The organism is Thalassotalea fusca, assembly GCF_053485835.1.
In genome coordinates, this window is the sequence record NZ_JBQRUN010000008.1 from 24,959 (window position 1) to 45,938 (window position 20,980).

The following is a 20,980-nucleotide window of genomic DNA, read 5'->3' on the forward strand; positions in this document are numbered from 1 at the left end:
CTTTGTAGAATATTTAGTGGCACAAAGTTAATAAATGATTGCTGTTTTTCTCCAATTTCCCTATCAATCCTTCGCTCATCGAAAGTTGCAATGCGTCTATCGATTGCTGTAACAATAAAGCTTGTACCGTAGCTTCAAATTGCTGGCTCATCGCCTTTAATATCTCTATATCCAGTTCCGTTAGTAATTTATCAGACATTTTACTATCGGTATAAACCACACCAATTACTTTATCTTCATGGAATAGAGGAATGCAAGCTAGCGCAGAAATTTCTTTTAATTCAATACTTTTCCTCAAGTGAAGTAGTTTATCTTTAGAAACATCCATTGCAATTACTGGCCGTTCTGAAACTAAGCATCGACTTATGGCACCTACGCTTCCTTCAAACTCACTCGACTTAAAATCTGTTACCCGCATTCCTACAGAAACACCCACATGAATGGATTCGATATCCTCTCCAAGCAATAAAATACCACGCTGTGTTCCGGTAATATGGATAATATTTTGAAGTTGGGAAGTTAAGTGTTGTTTTAAATTTTGAACAATGGTTGGAGAGTCAAAGCGTTGGCACTGCTCTTCGCGCCACTTATCATGAGATGTAATAGCTGTAATTTGTGTATTGGTTTTGAATTCAAACAAGCAATCAAGTGCGCCAACAGAAATAAGCGCATCGTCTGTCAGAGAAGAATGCGTAACCGCAATGCCATTAACCTTAGTACCATTTCTACTGCGTTCATCACTCAACGACCAGACTTTGTTTTGATGTGCAACTCGTGCATGATTTCTCGATACCGTTGGGTGCTCTAATATTAGTTCACACTCTTGCGCGCGCCCCATTCGATAGCCATTATCTTCACAAAGTATTCTTTCTTTCACGGGTCTATCATGATAACAAACCGTAATTTTAGCTGGCATCACTCCCCCATTGGCACATAATTAATTGGATGAATCTTGTTTAATAGATGAACTAACAATTCGATCTTAAATACCAATTGCTAGTTCTTATCCACATAATCTAATTTACCAAACGTAAACTAAACCTAAGCGTATTCGCGTACGCCATCAGCTCGCCAGCAACATTATCAATGTCTCTGCTCGAGCGCCAAACATCAGGAATTGAGTGTCCAGAGTGTTGATTAACATAACGATTAAATTCATTAAGTCTATTGCCCGCAGCGATATAATTTTGGTTATTGATTAACTGCTGTACTTGATTGATATCTTGTAGCAACTTAGTAAAAACACTTGCCTCAACTTGTGGGGAAAAAGCATTTAACGCTGTTTGCAAATCTCCCAGCTTTTGATTCACCACCGTAAACGGATCTCGCAAATCTGCGACAATAATAAACTGCGAAAATCGCCCAATTGAACCTCTCGCACGGTAACTCCCTGATCCCATTGTCATTGTTATATCACGAAACTCACCATCTAATGGCGCTTTAAAAAATCTAAGTGGTGTACCAGCAGTATATTCCAAATTATGTGTGTGAATATCAATCGTCGCCATGCCAGAAAAAGCAAAGCCTGATGACGCTAATGGCTCTATAGTAATCAACATCGGAAAAGCAGCTGCGGGTGATACATTGAGTAAATCTGGCATTCTGCTTATAAACGAAAGAGCCGAAGTATCGACTAGTTCCGCACTAATTCCAATACTGTCTTCTGTTAGGCCTACTGCATTATCAAACTCCAGCGTAATATCTGCTGAAATTTCTCCGGCTAAATGTATAGTCGCCTCTACTTTATTTCCTTGAACATCGAGTGTTATTGCTTCGCGAGCCTGTACAAGTGTACTAACGAGCATAAATACTATTAGCGAGACTGTTACTACTAACTTATTAAAGTGCAACATGTTTTATCCTCTGTATTTGAGTCCAATGCATAAACTAGACAATACTTTTGTAGTTATATTCATCTAGAAGCTACTTGGAACTGACAAAATAAGCAAGTTTTGCAAGAAATCCTTAACGGAAAAAACCAACCTAATCAGAGGTTGGTTTTTGAGTTGTTGAAGTATTAATTACGTAAGTACCCATCATAGGCGCGACCAATAATAACCGCATAGTCACCTCTTTTTACTGCGACTTCTGGATTAAATTTGGCGACTAACTTAGGCATTAAATCATAAGGCCCTTGTTCTAATCCGAATGTCACTTGCATGAGAGACATATCGATAGCTGCTTGCACATGACCTTTAAATTGAGGATCGATGCTGTCAGAATCAATAACAGGAATTCGCTCACCATTATACTCTACAGTTAATTGTTGAGGTGCATCAGCCACTTGCGCTTCTAAGCCAAGCCCTTGAACAAGGGAATAAGCCAGCGCTTGCTTGCTAACTGTAGCATTAGGCGAAAATGAAGAATCAGCACTTAACATCACAGGTGCTTGCGCTTGAACACGATCTTTAAGCGCAGAACCAGTTTCAGTTACAGCATTTACAAATGGTAGGTAGCTACTGTTTACGTCCTCAAATACAACTTTTTGCTCGTTCAAGATGTCGCGTTGTTGTCTAATTGACATCCCCATCACAAGAAATTTCGCGAGATCTTTTCGTTGCAATTTAGCGTCAGGGCGATAAACACGATCATTTTTGCTGTCAACTAATCGTTCGCTCACAGCGTACTCAATCGCTTTTTGCGCAGGGTGTCCAGCAATATCATCAAGGCCTTGATATCCACCTGATTTCAAGATTGAAATTTCGCCGCTAATAAATTCTGGAATACCAGGACCGTTAGTAGCACCTGTTGGATCAGCTTGTACACCTGAAAGCGACGTCATTCCGAACACAGAAAGTTTCCATTCTCCCGGCTGCGCTGGCGCAGACACACGCATAGACGTACCCAGCACAGGTAACGTAAGGTTGCCAAAATAAACCGTACCATCTGGCGCTTCAAGTTTAAGTTTTGCAGTGTTTGCCAATGTCTCAGAAGAAGCACTTACCCATGCGGCGTCTTCTCCAACGGTAAATGAATGAACTTCTGGCTCACCAACCGGAGAGTAAAACAATTCAAAGGCTTCCGGTGCCCCATCTTCGACAACGATTGCATTGGCGTTAAAGCTATTGATGTTATTGACTGTTGTGCGATTTTGTTGGTCACACCCTAACGCTCCCGCTACTGCCGCATAAGCGTTAACATGGCCTGCACCTACTTCCCAAGATTCATATCCCGGCATATTGGTGGCTGTTTCTTGAATAATTTGTTTGATTTGTAATGGAGTCAAGTTAGGATTCGCTTCCAGCATCATTGCGATGATACCCGCTACGTGTGGTGTGGCCATTGACGTACCTGAAATCATTGTATAGTACGGCAAATATTCTGTTTCAATTGCATCAACGTCATTAGCACCACCATTTGACGCCAAATTCGTTTTAGCTCTCGTGGAAATTATATCTACGCCCGGAGCAACAATAGTCACTTCATTCTTATACGTCCAAGAAGTACCATCTGGCATAGTGAAATCGCCAGTTTCACCGCGCTTTCCTCTTGAAGAAAAATCGATAAGGTCACCTTGTTTAGTACTGGCACCAACTGACATGCCCCACGGGATCTGAGCGTAAGGGTTGTGAGTATCTTCACCAGAACCGTCATTACCTGCAGCAAACACTGAAATCATGCCGAGTTTGTATGCTTTATATGATGCGAGTGAAATAGGGCCAGCAGGATCATACTTACCACTAGAACCCCAAGAGTTACTCATGATTCTAATCGGTGAGTTGAAATCCCAAATATGGCTTATTGCATAGTCGTATCCGCCTAATGCATCAAGGATAGACAAACCAGCACCTGAACCGTAGCCAACAATGTCAGCATCAACGGCTGCGCCTTTATATTTGCCATTTGAATGGGTTCCCCAGCCGCCTACTGTTCCAGCACAGTGTGTTCCGTGTCCAACGTTCAAATCGGTATTAAGTTGCCCTTCAATCCAAACGCCATCAACGCCAGTTAACGATATGGCTTGAGCATGTGTTGCTCCTTGAACATTTTCAACAACTTTAGTGCCATACGCCAGATCTTCAAGGGTTGCATCTATACCAGAATCGTTGACAATGACTGTTACGCCTTTACCGGTATATTTGATGCCATTATTTGCTTCAAATTCATTGGATTGCAGCTTTTCCACACCCGTAAGTTCTCTAGCTTCCGCGTTAAAATATCTTAGATCTCGGTTAGCGAAAATTGAACGTATTCCAGACATTTGCGCAATTTGATTAATTTGCGCAGGGTTCGCTACCAAGCCTATGATTGGCAACGATTTAAACTGAACACCCTGTGTAATACCCAAATTCAAAAGTGATTGTAGCTGTGATGTTGAAAGTGCATCTAGCTGATCGTAAGAAACGACCACCATAGCACTGTCAGTTAACGACATATTTTTTAATTTCTGCTCTAACTGTGAGCCAATAACCGCTGAAGCAGTAGCACTAAGGCTAACGCCCGCGATTGTCATGGTCATTGCCATGTTCTTAATAATTGATTTCATGATTCTATCCACTCGTTTTGAGAAAGTGTGTTATTTACACAATCATTGGAATAGAAATTCAATGAAGACACTATCGGGATCAGTCCCCAGATCATACAGGGGAAAACCCCTACTCCCTATCATTAACAGCATAACGTTGCTAGTGACACTAATTGTTACATCCTCAGATGAAATACTTTTATGTCGCGTGGTATCTATTAATGACAACAACAATAATGATTTGCTGGGAAACATGTCCACCTGTAATAGTCAATCCTTCACAACTGCACCAGTTGCTCTGCTGCTATGGCGCAATAGCGCACCGATGTTAAGCGCAATTCTTGCATTGTTTGCCTACGAATTGCTGGAATCAACGCTACTTGCTTTTCAAGATGAAAGCACGCTAACTGCATTTGGTTTTACTTTACCGATTACAGCTGCAATGACGGCTTTAGCGATAGGTTTAAGCATCCACGCCAACAATAAGACCGTGCATTGCAACTGTGTAGAAAAAGAAAAGTTAGCGCAAACCATAGTAACCACCTTAATAACAAACACTATCGTCGTAGCGGTATTCTCACTTTTATTCATGTTAGGAAATGAACAATTGCTGTTTGTTACGGGTAATGCCAACTGGACACTTGCAACTACACACCAGCAAAGTATTCAGGAACAATCTACTTATATGCACCTTCGCTATTTAGGTTGGATATTCATGGCACTTTTTTGGCAAATAAATGCGGTGCTTAGAGCTTTAGGTTGGATGAAAGTTGCAAGCTACCTAATGCTAGGCTGGGCATTGACTAAGGGACTTCTAGCCACTGTAGTACTCACTCCGCAAAGCCCTTTCTTTGCCGAAGGGCTTTCAAATTTAGCGATGGTACATGTGTTAGCTGACATTTTATTTGCTGTTATCTCCCTCCTTTACCTCTTTACAAAAGTTGCCTTTGTTCGCCCACAATTTCGCAAATTATCACTGACAGTTTCAATGATAAGAATTGAAAGCCTGTTAATTGTCCTTCAGCAATTTATCCCCCCCATAAGCATGGCTGCGTTAACAGCGATTGCAGCTAGCTTAAGTACTGACTATGTAGCAGCTCTTGCACTTTTATTTCGCTTGGAAGCCATATTCCTTATCGTCCCGATGGCACTCACTACTTCTATGCCAGCATTAGTAGGCGCCAACTACTGGCTCAGTAAAAAAGAACGAGTCAAATCGCTCTACCAAGTTGCATTTAGCGCAGTATTCCTAATACAAATTGCTATTGCAGTGCTATTAATGACTCAAAGCCATTATCTGTCGTCTTTCGTTTGCCCACATGAAGCAATTGCACAGCATTTGGATAATTACCTCAATTGGGTACCATGGGGATATGCTACTGCGGGTATTGTGATAGTTTTTCAATCATGCCTGAATGCGAAAAAGAAAGCCTTGCAAGCCACCCTTTTAGCGATTAGTCATCGCCTATTATTCATATTGCCGTTAGCCGCAATAGGTGCACTAACTTTCAGTGATGTCGGTTTTTATCAAGGACTTTTTTTAGGCCACTTAGCCGCCATTATCCCCGTTATATTTTTACTTAGCCGTTTTGGCTACTTACGTAAACAAGACAACTCAAACAACCAAATTCTTACAGAAGGAATCACCCATGAAAACAACTACTCTCGTTAATTGCGCCATGTTAGCGCTTGCTCTTTCAAGTGTAATAACCAGCTATCAGGTTTCAGCAAGAATGTCAGACGTTAATAGTTTTGCTCAGCAACTTGCAACAAGTGACAGACCAGAAGCAGATAAAACCAGAGACGCAGGAAGACAGCCCGCGAAAGTGATGGACTTCTTTGGTATCAAGCCAGGGATGACGGTATTAGAAGTACTCTCAAGCGGAGGCTACTACACAGAAGTAATTTCTCAAAAAGTTGGTGATACCGGAAAAGTCTACGCACAAAACAATCGATTCATACTAGACGTTTTCGACGGTCGCTTTGGCAAAGAGTTTGATGCAAGATTTGAGAACAACCGCCTAAGTAACGTAAAACATTACGTAAAAGAATTTGGTGAATTTGATTTAGAAAACCAAATTGATGTCATCACTATCGTGCTTAATTATCATGACTTATATTCAAACGCCCCAAAAGAGCACCGCATGAAAGTGCTAAGCCAAATGAAGAAAGCACTTAAAAAAGATGGCGTTATCGGCTTGATCGATATGGAATCATCCAATGGTAACCAAAAAGAATTACACAGAATCAGCCAAGAATTAGTCATTGAAGATTTTAAGGCTGCCGGGTTTGTTCTAGAAGCGCAAGGCGACTTCTTACGAAACCCAAAAGACGACTACAGCAAAATGGTATTTGATCCGAGTGTGCGTGGCAAAACCGACCGCTTTGTCTTTCGTTTTAAAAAAGCTTAATGTGAGAAACAGCTAAATTGTAGATGGTGTGGCTGCATAACCTGCAGCCACAATTTTATACGTGCTCAGCTTAAATTGAGTTAGAGGTGTTCTAAAAAGAATCGCCAACGTTTCTCAACAAAATACGGACTTTCATCTAATACATGTCCCATTTTAGGCATGATGAGTAAATCAAAATCTTTATTCGCGTCAATCAGCTTTTCAGCAAGGCGTAAAGTAGCCGATGGATGCACATTACTGTCGAGCTCACCATGAGCTAGCAGCAGCTTGCCTTTTAAGCGCTCTACGTGGGTATAGTTAGATTGTTCATCCCAATGTTTAGTGACCGGCCATCCCATCCAAATTTCATTCCAGCCTGCTTTGTCGACACGAAAGTCGTGATTGCCAGACGCACTCACTCCAACGCTAAAAAAGTCACTGTGGCGCAACATAGCTTGCATCGCATCGTATCCACCCGCACTAAAACCAAAAATGCCTACACGGTCTATATCCATATATGAACGCGATTTAGCCAATTGCTTTATCGCCCAGACATGATCATCAGTTCCCGCAGCGAGATTTTTATAACTAAAGCGGTGGAAATCTTTGCCACGTTTGTTTGTACCCCGTCCATCCATTTTAATCACAATAAAGCCAAGCTCTGCCAACGCAGGTCGTTGATTATCAAATGTGTAAAACGATTTAGGCGTAAAAAAGTTATGAGGCCCCGTATAGGTATCATCGACAACCGGATACTTTTTGCTGGGATCAAAGTTTGTAGGTTTATAGATCAAGCCGTGCAGAGACGTTTGTCCATCATTGGCTAGCACTGAGAATGGCTCAGGTGGTTGCCATCCCAGCGCTTCTAGTTCGCTAACATCAGCTTGGCCAAGCTGTAAAAGCTTTTCACCTGTTGAAGTACTTCTTAGCCAACTTTGTGTCGGTGTTTGCGCATCAGAATAACTGTCGACAAAGTAAGTATAATCGGGCGATAGTTGGGTACTATGTTCAAATGGCTCTGGTGTGAGCAAAATCAAATTTGTACCGTCTAAGTTAATTCGATAAAGGTGGCGAAGATATGGATCGCGATTGGGTTCACGTCCTGATGCTTCAAAATACAACACCCCATTTTTTTCGTCCACGCCCCTAATTACACGTACGGTAAACTCTCCTTGTGTGATCGGGTTCAGCAACTTTCCTGTTTTAGCATCATACAAGTATAGGTGCTGAAAACCGGTACGTTGCGAGCTCCAAATTATTTGCGCTGATTCAGTTAGTGGATGAAGTGTTTGTACCCAAGGATCGATAAACTGAGCATCTGTTTCCTTAACTAATGAAATAACTTTGCGCTGTTTAGCGTCCAGTTTTCGCAGATAATACTCTTGGTTTCCACGACGACGATCATGATAATAGTAATTATCGCCGTGCCACTGCCCCCAAATTGCACCACCATAATACGTTTGCATAACTTTTGGCGCATCTAACAGGAATGCTTGATTTAACTCAGTATCTACTAGTACAGGCTGGGCCATAGGTAATATGTCGTCGCCAGCTTGTGGATAGTAGTATTCGACGGTATTCACCTGATAGTTTTCGTTGGCTGTGCTGTCAGTGAGCGTCAGTTTATTTACACCTTGACGAAACAGTTTGTAACTTACGAAGTAGCGGCTATTCTCAGACCAATCTACATCCAGTTGGGTTTGCTCATCATAGTGGCGATCCGCCAGCTTTGACTCAGGATATGGATGCTTAACCGCATAAGGCGATTGTTCATTACCATCTTGTGTCAATGGCTTACATGCGTGATTAACCGTTGTGCATAATTGTAAATTGTAATCCTTCACTCGCACATAATATTCACCATTAGGTGACACATATTGAGGCATTTCCTTCGAATTTACATCGTTACTTTGTGAATCACTCCCTGCGCATGTATAAACTGCGTTAGAAATATTGCAGGTAAATGATTGTTGTTTTGTCGAGAACGCCAAATTTACCCCATCATATGACACAGATGACAATGGTGACGTATCCCAAGATAACTCATCTGCAATGCCAAGTTGCACTTGTAAAGCTTCTGTGAGTCTTTCTCGAAGAAACAATGGCTGCTTGGAATTAGTTTCTGTATTTACCAACGTAAATGTTTGACCGCTATTAGCAGCGTAGCTCTCAAACCAAAACTGGTTAGCGTTAACACTCAACCATTTAGGCTCTAACCAGATGTTATGTGCCTTTTGACGAAGTTGTTCCGGTGCGAATTGCTTCGCTCTAGCAATTTTTCTTTCGACATCAATAACGGTTATAGCATTGCTATCGTTAAGTGATTGACACCCTGTTAACGTTACCATAGCTCCGATCAGCGGCACCAATGCTGCCGATAAACCACCATAGTGTTGTAAATTATTTTTCGTTACGACTGCTCGTTTTTGATTCTTCATTTTTGCACTGATACCTAGAAATACGACCAACTGCTTGTGCGCATATCCAGATGAATACACTTGATATATCGAAACATATCCGAACTTACACACAAATAAATGTATACTGTATACCATTTATCACGTAAGTAAAACTGTAATACGAGCGTATTTTCTCGGTAACTAGAAAAGTAGCTTGTAGTCTGAATAGGTTGCGGTCGATACTTCTTCTATCTCAGCAAAAAAGGCATAACTTCCTTTCATTTCCATCGCTTGCTTTTGAATGACAACTTCATCATTGAATAAAGAAAATTCAAGTGAAACATCAAGATCTGTAATTTCAGCGCTAAACATTGGCGAGAATGTTTCTTTGTTCGTAATGTTAATCGCTTCTATGTAGGCAAGTTGTTTGTTATAACGCAGCTTTCCTGCTAACTTTCCAGATGCATCTATGCCTAGCGGTTTGGTATTCACTTCAAAGGCCGCTGTAGAAGTAGTTCCATTTTCATGAGTTACGGTTAACGTTTCAAACTCAATAAGCTCTCTCAGCCTAATTGAAATTGCCTTGCCTTCTTTTTGCCTATTAAGCTTTTCCTCTAAGTATTGTTGTCGTTGTTTCGTGGATGGCGTGTTTCCATTCACGCTGATAAGTTGCCAATTTGCATTGCCGTTATTACTTGGATCATAGCGCTCTACCCGCTGACTAATATCACCCTCTTCATTTTCGAAACGTTTAACAACAAAGGAAATCTTATCCCGAATACGATTTTCAAATCGAGAAATCGCCTGCTCAACATTCTTTTGAATATCAGTAACCTGAGACTCTTTGGCAATTGAAACATTAGAAAAAGCGGCACATATCAACGCTAGTGTTAGCGCCAATGGCGAGCCTATAAAATTTGGCTTGTACATTATGTTGTCCTTATCCATTCAAAGAACAAAAACGCTACCAAAAAGGTTGTGAAAACATTGTGAAGTGGAGTATCAATTGAGTTGCGAACTGTATTTTTATTGCTAATGGTGTTATTCACGTTTTATGAGTAAAACAGCCCTATAGCTTTCTAATTCTCAGTTAAACAATATACTAAAAGATAGAAAACAAACGTCTTGCAAGGGGCTGAAATTGACAATAGGTCGGCCGCATTTGTTGCTACTATTTTTCATCGTGTATTCGCACCTAACTTCAGCGCAGGAAAAACTAACGTTTGCTGTCATAGGTAAAACCCTAAACGATAGCTTTTATGAACAATCATTTGATGGTTGTTTACATTTTGCGGCTACGATAAAAAACCTTGATTGCATTTATGATGGCCCATTAAATTATCAAGATATTCGCTCGCAAGGCTTTGCTGTAGAGCGCGTTTTGGCAAAAGGAATTGATGGGCTCATTATTTCCGTCACTGACTCAGCATATTTAGCCGACTATATACTTCCAAAATTAGCTAAATTAAATATTCCCGTTATAACATTTGATTCTGATTTACTCTCGGCGCACCACCATCATCGCTTAACTTATGTTGGTACAAATAATGTCGAATTTGGCAAGGCGTTGGGCGAATACGCTACAAAATTTAAGCGGCCAGGAGTTAATCATGTCTGCATCTATTCTGGCCATCCCACAACTCCTAATCTCAACGATAGGATCAAAGGCGTAAGACTTTTTCTTTCTAATAACCAAACAGCCTCTAGACTACATGGCGAAAACGATTGGTTTGAAATAGAGCGGTGTCCATACTATTCATTAGGTAAGCGAGACCAGGCGCTGTCACAACTGATAAATAGCTTTGATAACAAAGTACCAATTAATATCGCTGTTGCAGGCTTTGCGCAATTCTCTCCAAAATATATCGAGGCAATTAAACCCTATAAAAAATTGCTTGAAACTGAGGAAGTCGTTTTTGTATCAGCTGACACGGAACCGCTACAATTATCGGCACTGAGAGAGCGACTATCTACCATTAATATTGGACAAAATCCGTTTGAGATGGGTCGCTTATCAGCTGATTTGCTTTTCAATTATCTCACCCAAAATACATTACCGGAAAAAGACATGTACTTTCTCGATTTCCATTACTGTCACACAGAGAATTTTGATACCTGCACTCAAAAGTAAAAAGCACAAGCGAGTGCTTATGCTTTTATTTAATCTAAGGGTTAATAAAAACTATTAAAAGCTAACATTAACACCAGCAAAGTAACCGCGTCCTGCAATCGGGTAAGTTGAACCTCCACGACTTGCGCCTGGAGTACCTAGCCAATCTTTATCAGTTACATTATTAATACCGAAGTAGATATTGGTTTGTTCTGATAAGTCATACCCTACTCTTAAATTGTGTAGGACTGACGACGGAATGTTGAAACGTTCATAGTCTTCAGCTGTCGCCTCGCGTGCATATAACACGTCAGACGAATAATTCGTTTGCCAGCTAACACGTAATGCTTCTAGAGTATAAGCTACGATAAATGAAGCCTTCCATTCAGGTGTTCCATTAACGCCTACCCATTCTCGTTTATCTGCACCTGCTAGGTCAGACTCTGTAAATGAGCTCTCAAGCAAGTGTGTTACGTATAAACTATAATCAATCTCGCCATATTCATTTAAGGATTGTTGATAGTAACTCTGAATATCTAAACCCCTACGACGCATTTTGTTTGCGTTAACGTACGTATCATTGATGTTACTGATATTACCGTCAGCTTTACGTGTTACTTGCGGACAAAACACGTTGTCAATGCTGCTTGCATCTACACACATAGCAGCTGTTGTATAAGCACCAAAGCGCGTGATCCCATCTTCTAGATCAATATCGAAATAATCAATTGAAAGACTAAAATCATCGATAAACGTTGGCGTAAAAACGAAGCCAGCAGTTAATGTGTGCGCTGTTTCTACATTGAGATCTTCATTGCCTTTCACTGTAATGTACGAGCCACCAGTAATACGCATCTCAGATTCAAAATCAGCAGGTAAGCCTAACGCTGCACAGTTAGCTCTACGTAAATTTTCATCTACTGCTTCGTCTAACTCATCACTATCACAGGGATCGATATAGCGAGCAAAAACGACTTCCTCAGGCCTAAATAGTTCTGTCAATTGAGGTGCACGAACAGCCTTAGAGTAATTTGTTCTTATACGAAGGTTGTCATCAATTGCCCAGTTGGCGCCCAATTTCCAACTATTATTACTACCAGCATAAGTATAATTTGCATAGCGATACGCCGCTTCAACCTCTAACGATTTAACCATAACAGCGTCTGTCACAATCGGCGCAATAAACTCGATGTATACTTCTTGAATATCACGATCTACGTCAGTTGCACCACGAGTGTTACCGCGGTTTGTCCCTTCAAGTGATACTTGTGATGGTGAAACTTCCAACCCTTCTTTTCTAATTTCAAAACCTGCAGAAAACATTAACTCACCTGCAGGAAGTTCAAGTACATCACCAGAAATATTAGCCGCAAGGGTATATTGGTAGGTTTCCGATGTATCCGTAAATGGATCAAGCTTAATGTAATCAATAACTTCTTGCGTAAGTGGCTCAAATGGGTTCATTACCGCACAACTATTTGTGGCTTCACACTCTCCAAAGAGAACAAAGTTGTCCCAACGCTCTGTATTAAGTCTATTTAACGATGTTTCATCAACTGTAGTTTTACCGCCTGCAATATAGGCATCCCAGCTCCAGCCATTATCAAAGTCACCATCTAGTGCAAATGAAACGGAAACATATTCACGGTCAACTTCACCAATTCGGTTACCTAAATCATTAAATGTATAAGGAATAGCGATCCAGCTGGTACCGTCAGATTCAGCTGCATCAATAACCACTTGTGGCACTTCAAATGGCGCATCATAAACATTAACCCAACCATTCCAAGAGAAAACGAATTCAGGATCAATCGTATGTTCTGTCTCGACACGGCTATAATTGACGTCTGCTGTTAAATAAATATCATCTGCAAGCTCGTAACCACCATGCAAGTTTAGATTTAAACGTGTATAAGGTTGCATCGCTTGTTGTGGCCCAACGCTTGAGTACATGTTTGGATTCAAATCATGAGATTGCATGTAGTATTCATGTAATTCAGAATCTAAGATTGCACGATAGCCTTCGCCCAACGTACCATCGCTATTTCTATCAAACTGGAAGTAATCGTATGATGAACCAGACATAAACGTTGGTCGATTGCTGGGAATGTTGTAATCAGCCCAGCCAACATTATGTAAAATGACTTGATTTGGAATATCACCATTAGGGTTGTCGATGTAGGCGGTTTGTCCATTAGAGCCAGGTCGAGATGCGTACGTTAACTCCTCTTGATTATAGTAATCAAGGCTAAATACAACATTGCCTTTATTGTCGTTAAAATTCGCACCATAGCTTAACGACAGCGACTGAGATTCACCGTCCTTTTCTTCTGTGGAGAACCCCTGTAGGTTGGCGTTAAATCCTTCAAAATCTTTCTTTAGAATGACGTTCACTACGCCAGCAACCGCATCTGAACCATAAACAGCTGAAGCACCACCAGTCAGAACTTCAATATTTTGAATAAGCGAGGCTGGAATGTTTTGTAAATCTGAAACCAGTCGACCACCACTATCGACCATTTGCGTAGGGCGATGACCGTTGATGAGTACTAAAGTACGGTGTGAGCCAAGATCACGCAAGTTTGCAGTAGCTAAGCCTGCATTACCTGGATTATATGAATTATCACTTGCTTCAATTCCCACCGCAAATTGAGGCAAGGTAGCTAGCACTTGTGCAACATTCATATTGCCTGTTATAGCAAGGTCTTCTACATCCAATGAAACAACCGGTGAAACAGTTTCCACTCCTGGTCGAGCAATTCGCGATCCCGTGACCACGATTCGCTCTTCTTCTTGTGCTTCTTGGTCAACATTTTCCTGCGCGTAGGCATAGGTTGACGAAGACGTCGCAAGCAATGCCAATGCGACTGGCTTTAATTTAAACATGATATCCCCTTAAATTTTTACTTTTCTAGTTATTCTTAACTTCCATAAAGATTTATTTTTTTATCCATAAAACAAATAAGAACACAATATAGAATATACAATATACAATACACACAAAGTTTTTAATGTCAATCTAGAATTGACTGCAGCCCTTGTAACCAATGGCCTTAAGAAATGTATACAATAATAAATATGCTCATTCGAATTTTTTAATGAGCATCAAATAACTAAGTAAATTCAAGAAGATTTGAAAAATTAAGGAGGCAATCGATTAAATAGAAAACCATCAGATGTGCATAGATATTGGTTTGTTAGTTATAAAGTATAAAATTGCGGCATAACGGTGAATTTGTAACCAAAGATGAAATATGGAGAATTCTTCTGCCAAACAATAGGTAGTACCAAGAATAATTGAGCGACACTGATTGCGTCGCTCAAGAGTCAGCAAGTTATTGGTGGCGTTTACCAAGTAGCAATAAGCCAGAAGCTAAAAGGACAACAATCGAAGGTTCAGGAATTGAATTGGTAGGTACATCAATTTGAGGATCTTCGCTATCGGAAAAACTGCCGCCTTCAATAAATACTGTCGAATCCAATAATTCGTCACCACCATCTGCAATACCCATTCTAATGGTATGTATGCCGGGGCTTAGTCCAAGGAAAGAAGCGGTAAATACGTCGGTAAAACCATCATATTCAATATCAAATAGCCCTCCCTCATTGTCGTTATACAAATCAGGATGATCACCGAGATTGACAGTATCAATTGAAACAGGCGTTGCAGTGCCAGGTATAACACCGATATTGATCCCATCTAAGAAGAATGCAAACACATCATTTACACCCGAATCCACGAATTCATTGTACTCTTCAGATGCGAAAACAAATCGAAAGAATAAATCTCCGCCGTCACTTTCAAAATCAAAAGTCAAGAAGGCTGCATCAAATGTAGGCACTCCAGCTAATACATCTAAATCTGGATCGCCTGGTGTGCCATGTATCGTAGTTGTACCAGGCGCAGAATTTGGCCCAGGCGCATCGGCTACGTCGCCAGAAGATAACATGATCCCCGATTCAATACCTATACCGGCAGCGATACCGCCAGTAAAAGTGCCAAATGCATCCGCGGCGCCAGTAACCGTTTCAGCAGACGTGGTTATGCCTCCACCAAGAATACTCGACACTAAATCCGTTGCAGTATCGTTTTGTGTAACAATTAAACTTGCATTGGCGGAGCTTAAGTTGAGTGCAATTGCACCAACCAAACCTGCAAGTAAAGATTTTGTTAACTTAGGATTCACTGAACACCTCCTCCTGATAAACGTCTCAGGAATGTTAGTTAATTGAATAGTCGAAAAGAGACTGAGGATATTTGTACAAAAAACATACCAAAATAAAAATTGAACAATATTTTAGCAACCTATAACACGTGCTACTTTTAAGTGATTCAATTGTGTAAAATTGCCCGACAATCACGTCAATCCCCAATTTCATTAGATATAGTAAAACTAGAGCGTGTTGACCTTTGCTGTTCATTTTTGCAGCTGACAGTTTGGCATTTAGACTAGGCAGAGCCTTCGTCGTGTAGTTATTCTCGGCTTTGGCATCCTGCGTCGCCCTACCTTCTGCATCCATGCAGTCGTCCTCCAGTAAGGCGATAACACAGTATAAATGCCAAACGGGCGCTGCCCGAAGGGTTCAATTGAGCGCGCTTTGCTAATTGTTGCCTACATGGATGTAGGTACTTAGCGATAGCAGGACGCGGTAGCTGTGCACGATTTTTACGTAGAACAACTATGCTACAAACCGAGCGCCGCGATCAAAGCACGCTCAAGTTGAACAAAATTTGTACCTCAAAGATCAACACGCTCTAATGTAAATAGCATTTACACTAGTTTTACTTGCGATAAATTCCTTTAATGCTCAACCATGTTTCGACTATAATGGCAGTGACTACTTACCTACTATAGATACATCTATTAGCCATATGTCTTCAGAAGAAATATATAAGAACAATCCATTACATGGAAAAAGCCTACAACAGGTGTTAACAGAACTCGTTGATCATTACGGGTTTGAAATTCTCCATGCATATTTGAATTTAAACTGCTTTAATAAAAATCCCAGCATCCCTGCCAGTATCAAGTTTTTGAAAAAAACTGACTGGGCTAGAGAAAAAGTTGAAGCTTTTTATTTATACCAATTCAAGAACTTACCTAGAGCCGATAACGAGCAATTTCAACGCCCTCCCCGTGATCGTATAATTCCTTCACACCAAAAACCTGGCACGCCAGCTAGTCTCTCGTTAGAAGATGCTGAAAGGTTGCGCCAAAAAAGAGCACAAACAACCAGAAAGTTTGCAGCAAAAGCTAAAAACCCATGGGATAACTGCTAAGGGGCGTTTAAGGGCCCACTTAGCAAGAAATTAAACAAATAAGAAACAATTATAGCGGTAGCCGCTGCGCATAAGGCGGCGTCAATTAAGTATCCCAAATAGGTATCATTCCATGGCGATTGCTTGAGCCCGATCCTAAAAAGTACACCCGAATATAGACCAACTATCAGCACCTGCAATATTTCTCGCCAATAGTGAAATAGCGTGCTGCCCTTCTCCAAATTACATTTTTCCATCTTAATCAATCACGTTAGTTCCATTTAACTTCTGAACTAAGCTAGCACAAGACCAACACACAACTTGTTGGATTTCTGTAAAACTTCCCCCCCATCATTTTCCCAACAAATAACCAATTAACTCAACACGCACATTGTCGACAAACGACAATAAATAGCCGTAAAACGTTGCACCAAGAGTAATTTAGAACAATAATTGTCGACAATATGATTTTTAAGGATATACACGTGACGGCATACACTTTTTTTGGTTCACTCAACACTTGCTTAATTTCAATCAGCATTATTGGGGTAATAATGCAATATCGAACAATACTCCAGCACAAAAAGCATCAACAATCAGCTAATAGCCCGACAGCAATCCTATCTATGAATCAATTTTTCATTTCCTTCTTGGCGTATTTTTCATTTTTTATCTACGGCTACAGTGTTGAGCCATTCAATCACTTTATCGTGTGGCCACGATTGATTGCGGCGTTAGTCGTGACACTAGTTATTATTGAGATCTGGCGAGATAAACGCTGTAAGCTTTCGTATGCAATGCTACTAACAACATTGCTCATCATTGTTCTAGGCGGAGCAGGTGCTCTAATGACAGAGTCAGTTCGAGATGACAGTAAAGCGATATCAACCGCCATGATTCTCATTATTAGCGCATTGATTGCACAAGGTTATATGCATCAATTTCTGTTGATAATTAGAAGTGGTCAAACTGGCGCTATAAACCTTAAAATGAGTCAGTTTATTTTTGCAATGGATCTGTCGACTATTGCATTCGCCGTTAGCATGGGGTTATCTTTAGGCTGGCCTTTACTTGTGTTAGCAATTACGAGTGCTATAACAAAATTGGTGATGATGTACTTGTTTTACTGGGTAAAACACAGTGAACATGCTGCCATGACAAGAAAAAGTAAACAACTACAAGAAAATATGAATTAGGGTAAGTATTTCAAGAAGGATCCCATGATATTAGTCAGACACAGCAACACTGAAGACATTCTCCAGATCAAAGAAATTTACGAACAACCTGAAAACTATGCACAGACATTGCCGTTGCCTTTTCCTTCACTAGAAAAGTGGCAAAAGTTTATGTCTTCCTCTTCAGACAACTTTTACAGTTTGGTCGCCGAGCGAGATGGACAAATAGTTGGGCAACTCGGAATGGAGTGTTTTCAATCGCCAAGACGCAGACATGTGGCTAATATAGGCATGGCTGTCGACAATAAACATCAACGCCAAGGCATTGGAGAAAAGTTACTGTCATCAGCAATAGACTTAGCATTTAACTGGCTAGCAATTCGAAGAATAGAATTGGAAGTTTATACCGATAACGTTCCAGCTGTTGCTCTATATGAAAAGCTTGGTTTTGAACAAGAAGGCATTGCCAAAGATTACGCATTTAAAGATGGCAAATACGTTGACGTAATTTACATGGCGAAAACTTGCAATTAGTGTAATACCAATTGCAAAGCTAACGATATTATTTACTGACACGCTATAAGCGTCTGTTTAAAGGAAATGTCCTTCATTATTGCCTCCCCACTAGAAAGCCTTTTCGTTCACTGTTAGAATCTAGCGCAAATAGATTGTTAATATGATGAGAAGCATTTCAGATGGGCAGAAGTTTTGAAAACCGCAAAGCATCTATGGCGAAAACGCAAGGTGCGAAGACTAAGCTTTATTCAAAGTATGGAAAAGAAATATACGTATGTGCTAAAAATGGTGGTGTTGACCCTGACAGTAACCTAGCATTACGCCGCATGATCGACAAGGCAAAGAAAGATCAAGTGCCTGCACACGTTGTAGATAAAGCAATTGACAAAGCGAATGGTGGTGGCGGTGAAAACTATGAGTCAGCACGTTATGAAGGCTTTGGCCCTGGTAACTGCATGGTAATCATTGATTGCCTTACTGACAACAGTAACCGTACTATCAAAGACGTTCGTCAATGTTTCACGAAGACAAATTCAAAGATTGGTTCTACCGGCACTGTTTCACATATGTTTGATCATCTAGCGGTATTTAGCTTTAAAGGTGATGACGATGAGGCAGTTCTAGAAGCGTTAATGATGGCTGATGTTGACGTAACAGATGTAAAGGTTGAAGACGGTATCGTTACCGTTTATGCGCCACAAACTGAGTTTTATAACACGAAAAACGCGCTACAAGATGCCTTCCCAGACGTTACGTTAGATTCTGAAGAAATTACTTGGGTTCCTCAAACAATTACCGAATTGTCAGGTGAAGATGTTGAGGTATTTGAGAAATTTCTTAACATGTTAGATGACTGCGATGATGTACAAAATGTATATCACAATGCGGAAATTGCTGACGAATAATACCTATTCAAGTAATACCAAGTGAAAATTTAACATAAGCTTGTATACAAGCGATGCCATGAAAGCGCCTACTACTATCGATTATTAGGCGCTTTTTTCATTTCTATTTCATCGATTAATTTGCAAACCGTTGCGATGTGTTCAGGTTCCTGATGGCATAAGCTTTGTTTATGAGCACACAACTGTAGGTGTTCCGTAATATTATCCGATTGTGCTGTTTTCATGAGTTGCTTAGTCGCTTTAATCGCATAATGAGGCTTAGAGGCAATTTCTTCGGCAAGTTGGTACGCAGCCGGCATAAGTCTATCTTCGGGCACGACTTTTAGCAAAATGCCGTAATTTAGCGCTGTGTCCGCATCAATCACTCTACCCGTGAACGTAAGTTCCGCAGCTTTTTGATAACCGATAATGCGTTGTAACAACCACGCGCCACCATCACCTGGAATAAGGCCCAGATTTATGAAAGTTTCACCAAATCGAGCCTGCGTTGAGGCGATCCGAATATCGCACATATTAACAAGATCAAAACCAGCTCCGATGGCAGGACCGTTAACGGCAGCAATTGCAGGTACAGTTAATCGGTCCATCGCCAACGTCATTCGTTGAATACCTTGCTGATATTTCTTTTGCAACGTAATTGCATCGCCAGAAAAATCGCCAACCTTATCACGCATATCCTTTAGGTTGCCGCCTGCGGAGAACGCGGTGCCATTGCCAGTAATCACAAGTACAGCGATTTCCGTAGATTGATTAATCCAATCAACAACACTAACAATATCATCAACTATAGCGGTTCCGGTTAGTGCATTTCTAACGTCATGACGATTCATCGTTAAACAAGCGATGCCATCATTTATCTCTAAACTACAATCTTTTACTAGCGGCGCTTTAAACATTTTTTTTCCAATTGATGCAAAACAACTAACATAACCTCACTTATTAATGACGCTATGCCAAACAATAGTTACTGCTTACCTTTGGCCACTTGCCAATATTGCTCTAACTCATCCAACGAATGGTGCTCAAATTCTCGACCAGACTGTGCTACTTGGGCTTCAACCACATGAAAACGCTGCGTGAACTTTTCGTTTGCTTGCCTTAACAGTGCCTCAGGATCTTCTTTTGCGTGACGACAAATATTCACTACCGCAAACATTAGATCCCCAAGCTCTTCCGCTAACCCTGAACGATCTCCTTGAAGCTCCTCTTTCACTTCTTGTATTTCTTCTTCAACTTTATCTACAACATCGTGAATATTAGTCCAATCAAACCCCACGTTGGCGCACCGCTTTTGAATTTTGGCTGCACGTGATAGTGCTGGTAAACTCTTAGGAATATCAGCTAATACACTAACTTGTTCGTTACTATTTCGTGCTTGCCGTTCTTTTGCTTTTTCCGCTTCCCAATTTGCTTTTATTTGTTCGTCAGTCGCTAAACTAGCGTCAGAAAACACATGAGGATGACGTCGAATCAGTTTTTCACATACAGCAGCCACGACTTTGTCAAAATCAAATAGTCGTTGCTCTCTACCTAATTGGCTATAAAAGATGACCTGAAATAGTAAATCACCCAGCTCTTTTTCCAACTCAGGAAAATCTTGTTGTTCAATAGCATCGGCTACTTCGTAAGCCTCTTCTATAGTGTGAGGTACGATCGAATTAAAATCTTGCTTCAAATCCCATGGACATCCATGCTCAGGATCTCTCAACTGTGACATGATCCATTGAAGCTTCTCTATTGACGCCGGCGCATCTAACATA

Annotated in this window: 16 protein-coding genes; 7 read left to right on the forward strand and 9 right to left on the reverse strand. The window is 40.7% G+C overall.

Features of this window, described 5'->3' with window-relative positions; genetic code table 11:
- Window positions 1–13: 13 nt before the first annotated feature.
- The 3 genes from ACSLUK_RS11390 to ACSLUK_RS11400 form a co-directional block, all read right to left on the reverse strand.
- Window positions 14–916, reverse strand: a complete 903-nt coding sequence (locus tag ACSLUK_RS11390; RefSeq protein WP_448548755.1) for an FHA domain-containing protein — start codon at window positions 914–916, stop codon at window positions 14–16.
- Window positions 917–1,016: 100 nt separating this feature from the next.
- The gene (locus tag ACSLUK_RS11395; protein ID WP_448548757.1) at window positions 1,017–1,853 is read right to left on the reverse strand and encodes a DUF6689 family protein; all 837 of its coding nucleotides are present in this window, start codon (window positions 1,851–1,853) and stop codon (window positions 1,017–1,019) included.
- 164 nt (window positions 1,854–2,017) lie between these two features.
- Window positions 2,018–4,486, reverse strand: a complete 2,469-nt coding sequence (locus tag ACSLUK_RS11400) for a S8 family peptidase (protein ID WP_448548759.1) — start codon at window positions 4,484–4,486, stop codon at window positions 2,018–2,020.
- A gap of 232 nt (window positions 4,487–4,718) precedes the next feature.
- Between ACSLUK_RS11400 and ACSLUK_RS11405 the strand changes: the two genes are divergently transcribed.
- Window positions 4,719–6,137: an MATE family efflux transporter gene (locus ACSLUK_RS11405; RefSeq protein ID WP_448548761.1), complete on the forward strand. Its 1,419-nt coding sequence runs from the start codon at window positions 4,719–4,721 to the stop codon at window positions 6,135–6,137.
- On the forward strand, window positions 6,115–6,876 hold the full coding sequence (locus ACSLUK_RS11410) for a class I SAM-dependent methyltransferase (protein WP_448548763.1): 762 nt from the start codon (window positions 6,115–6,117) through the stop codon (window positions 6,874–6,876). The genes ACSLUK_RS11405 and ACSLUK_RS11410 overlap by 23 nt, the downstream gene beginning before the upstream one ends.
- 80 nt (window positions 6,877–6,956) lie before the next feature.
- Here the strand turns inward: ACSLUK_RS11410 and ACSLUK_RS11415 are convergent, their stop codons facing one another.
- Both ACSLUK_RS11415 and ACSLUK_RS11420 read right to left on the reverse strand, forming a co-directional pair.
- Window positions 6,957–9,293, reverse strand: a complete 2,337-nt coding sequence (locus ACSLUK_RS11415; RefSeq protein WP_448548766.1) for a S9 family peptidase — start codon at window positions 9,291–9,293, stop codon at window positions 6,957–6,959.
- A 162-nt stretch (window positions 9,294–9,455) separates the two neighbouring features.
- Window positions 9,456–10,184 carry a hypothetical protein gene (locus ACSLUK_RS11420; RefSeq protein ID WP_448548768.1) on the reverse strand — a complete coding sequence of 243 codons (729 nt, stop codon included), beginning with the start codon at window positions 10,182–10,184 and terminating at the stop codon, window positions 9,456–9,458.
- A 211-nt stretch (window positions 10,185–10,395) separates the two neighbouring features.
- Here ACSLUK_RS11420 and ACSLUK_RS11425 point away from each other — a divergent pair, with 211 nt between their 5' ends.
- Complete coding sequence (locus ACSLUK_RS11425; RefSeq protein ID WP_448548770.1) at window positions 10,396–11,385, forward strand: substrate-binding domain-containing protein; 990 nt, start codon at window positions 10,396–10,398, stop codon at window positions 11,383–11,385.
- 54 nt (window positions 11,386–11,439) lie between these two features.
- Here ACSLUK_RS11425 and ACSLUK_RS11430 read toward each other — a convergent pair whose 3' ends face one another.
- Together ACSLUK_RS11430 and ACSLUK_RS11435 are read right to left on the reverse strand one after the other, a co-directional pair.
- Complete coding sequence (locus tag ACSLUK_RS11430; protein ID WP_448548772.1) at window positions 11,440–14,250, reverse strand: TonB-dependent receptor plug domain-containing protein; 2,811 nt, start codon at window positions 14,248–14,250, stop codon at window positions 11,440–11,442.
- A 449-nt stretch (window positions 14,251–14,699) separates the two neighbouring features.
- Window positions 14,700–15,551 (reverse strand): choice-of-anchor L domain-containing protein, encoded by an 852-nt coding sequence (locus tag ACSLUK_RS11435; RefSeq protein ID WP_448548774.1) that lies wholly within the window; start codon window positions 15,549–15,551, stop codon window positions 14,700–14,702.
- A gap of 686 nt (window positions 15,552–16,237) precedes the next feature.
- Here ACSLUK_RS11435 and ACSLUK_RS11440 point away from each other — a divergent pair.
- From ACSLUK_RS11440 to ACSLUK_RS11455, 4 genes are all read left to right on the forward strand, one after another.
- Complete coding sequence (locus ACSLUK_RS11440) at window positions 16,238–16,645, forward strand: VF530 family protein (protein WP_448548776.1); 408 nt, start codon at window positions 16,238–16,240, stop codon at window positions 16,643–16,645.
- Between the two features lie 533 nt (window positions 16,646–17,178).
- The gene (locus ACSLUK_RS11445; protein ID WP_448548778.1) at window positions 17,179–17,820 is read left to right on the forward strand and encodes a hypothetical protein; all 642 of its coding nucleotides are present in this window, start codon (window positions 17,179–17,181) and stop codon (window positions 17,818–17,820) included.
- Between the two features lie 24 nt (window positions 17,821–17,844).
- On the forward strand, window positions 17,845–18,333 hold the full coding sequence (locus tag ACSLUK_RS11450; RefSeq protein ID WP_448548780.1) for a GNAT family N-acetyltransferase: 489 nt from the start codon (window positions 17,845–17,847) through the stop codon (window positions 18,331–18,333).
- A gap of 161 nt (window positions 18,334–18,494) precedes the next feature.
- Window positions 18,495–19,220, forward strand: coding sequence for a YebC/PmpR family DNA-binding transcriptional regulator (locus ACSLUK_RS11455; RefSeq protein ID WP_448548782.1), 726 nt, complete (start codon window positions 18,495–18,497; stop codon window positions 19,218–19,220).
- Window positions 19,221–19,294: 74 nt separating this feature from the next.
- Here the strand turns inward: ACSLUK_RS11455 and ACSLUK_RS11460 are convergent, their stop codons facing one another.
- On the reverse strand, window positions 19,295–20,116 hold the full coding sequence (locus ACSLUK_RS11460; RefSeq protein WP_448548784.1) for an enoyl-CoA hydratase-related protein: 822 nt from the start codon (window positions 20,114–20,116) through the stop codon (window positions 19,295–19,297).
- Between the two features lie 68 nt (window positions 20,117–20,184).
- Complete coding sequence (gene mazG, locus ACSLUK_RS11465; RefSeq protein WP_448548786.1) at window positions 20,185–20,979, reverse strand: nucleoside triphosphate pyrophosphohydrolase; 795 nt, start codon at window positions 20,977–20,979, stop codon at window positions 20,185–20,187.
- Window position 20,980 lies beyond the last annotated feature (1 nt).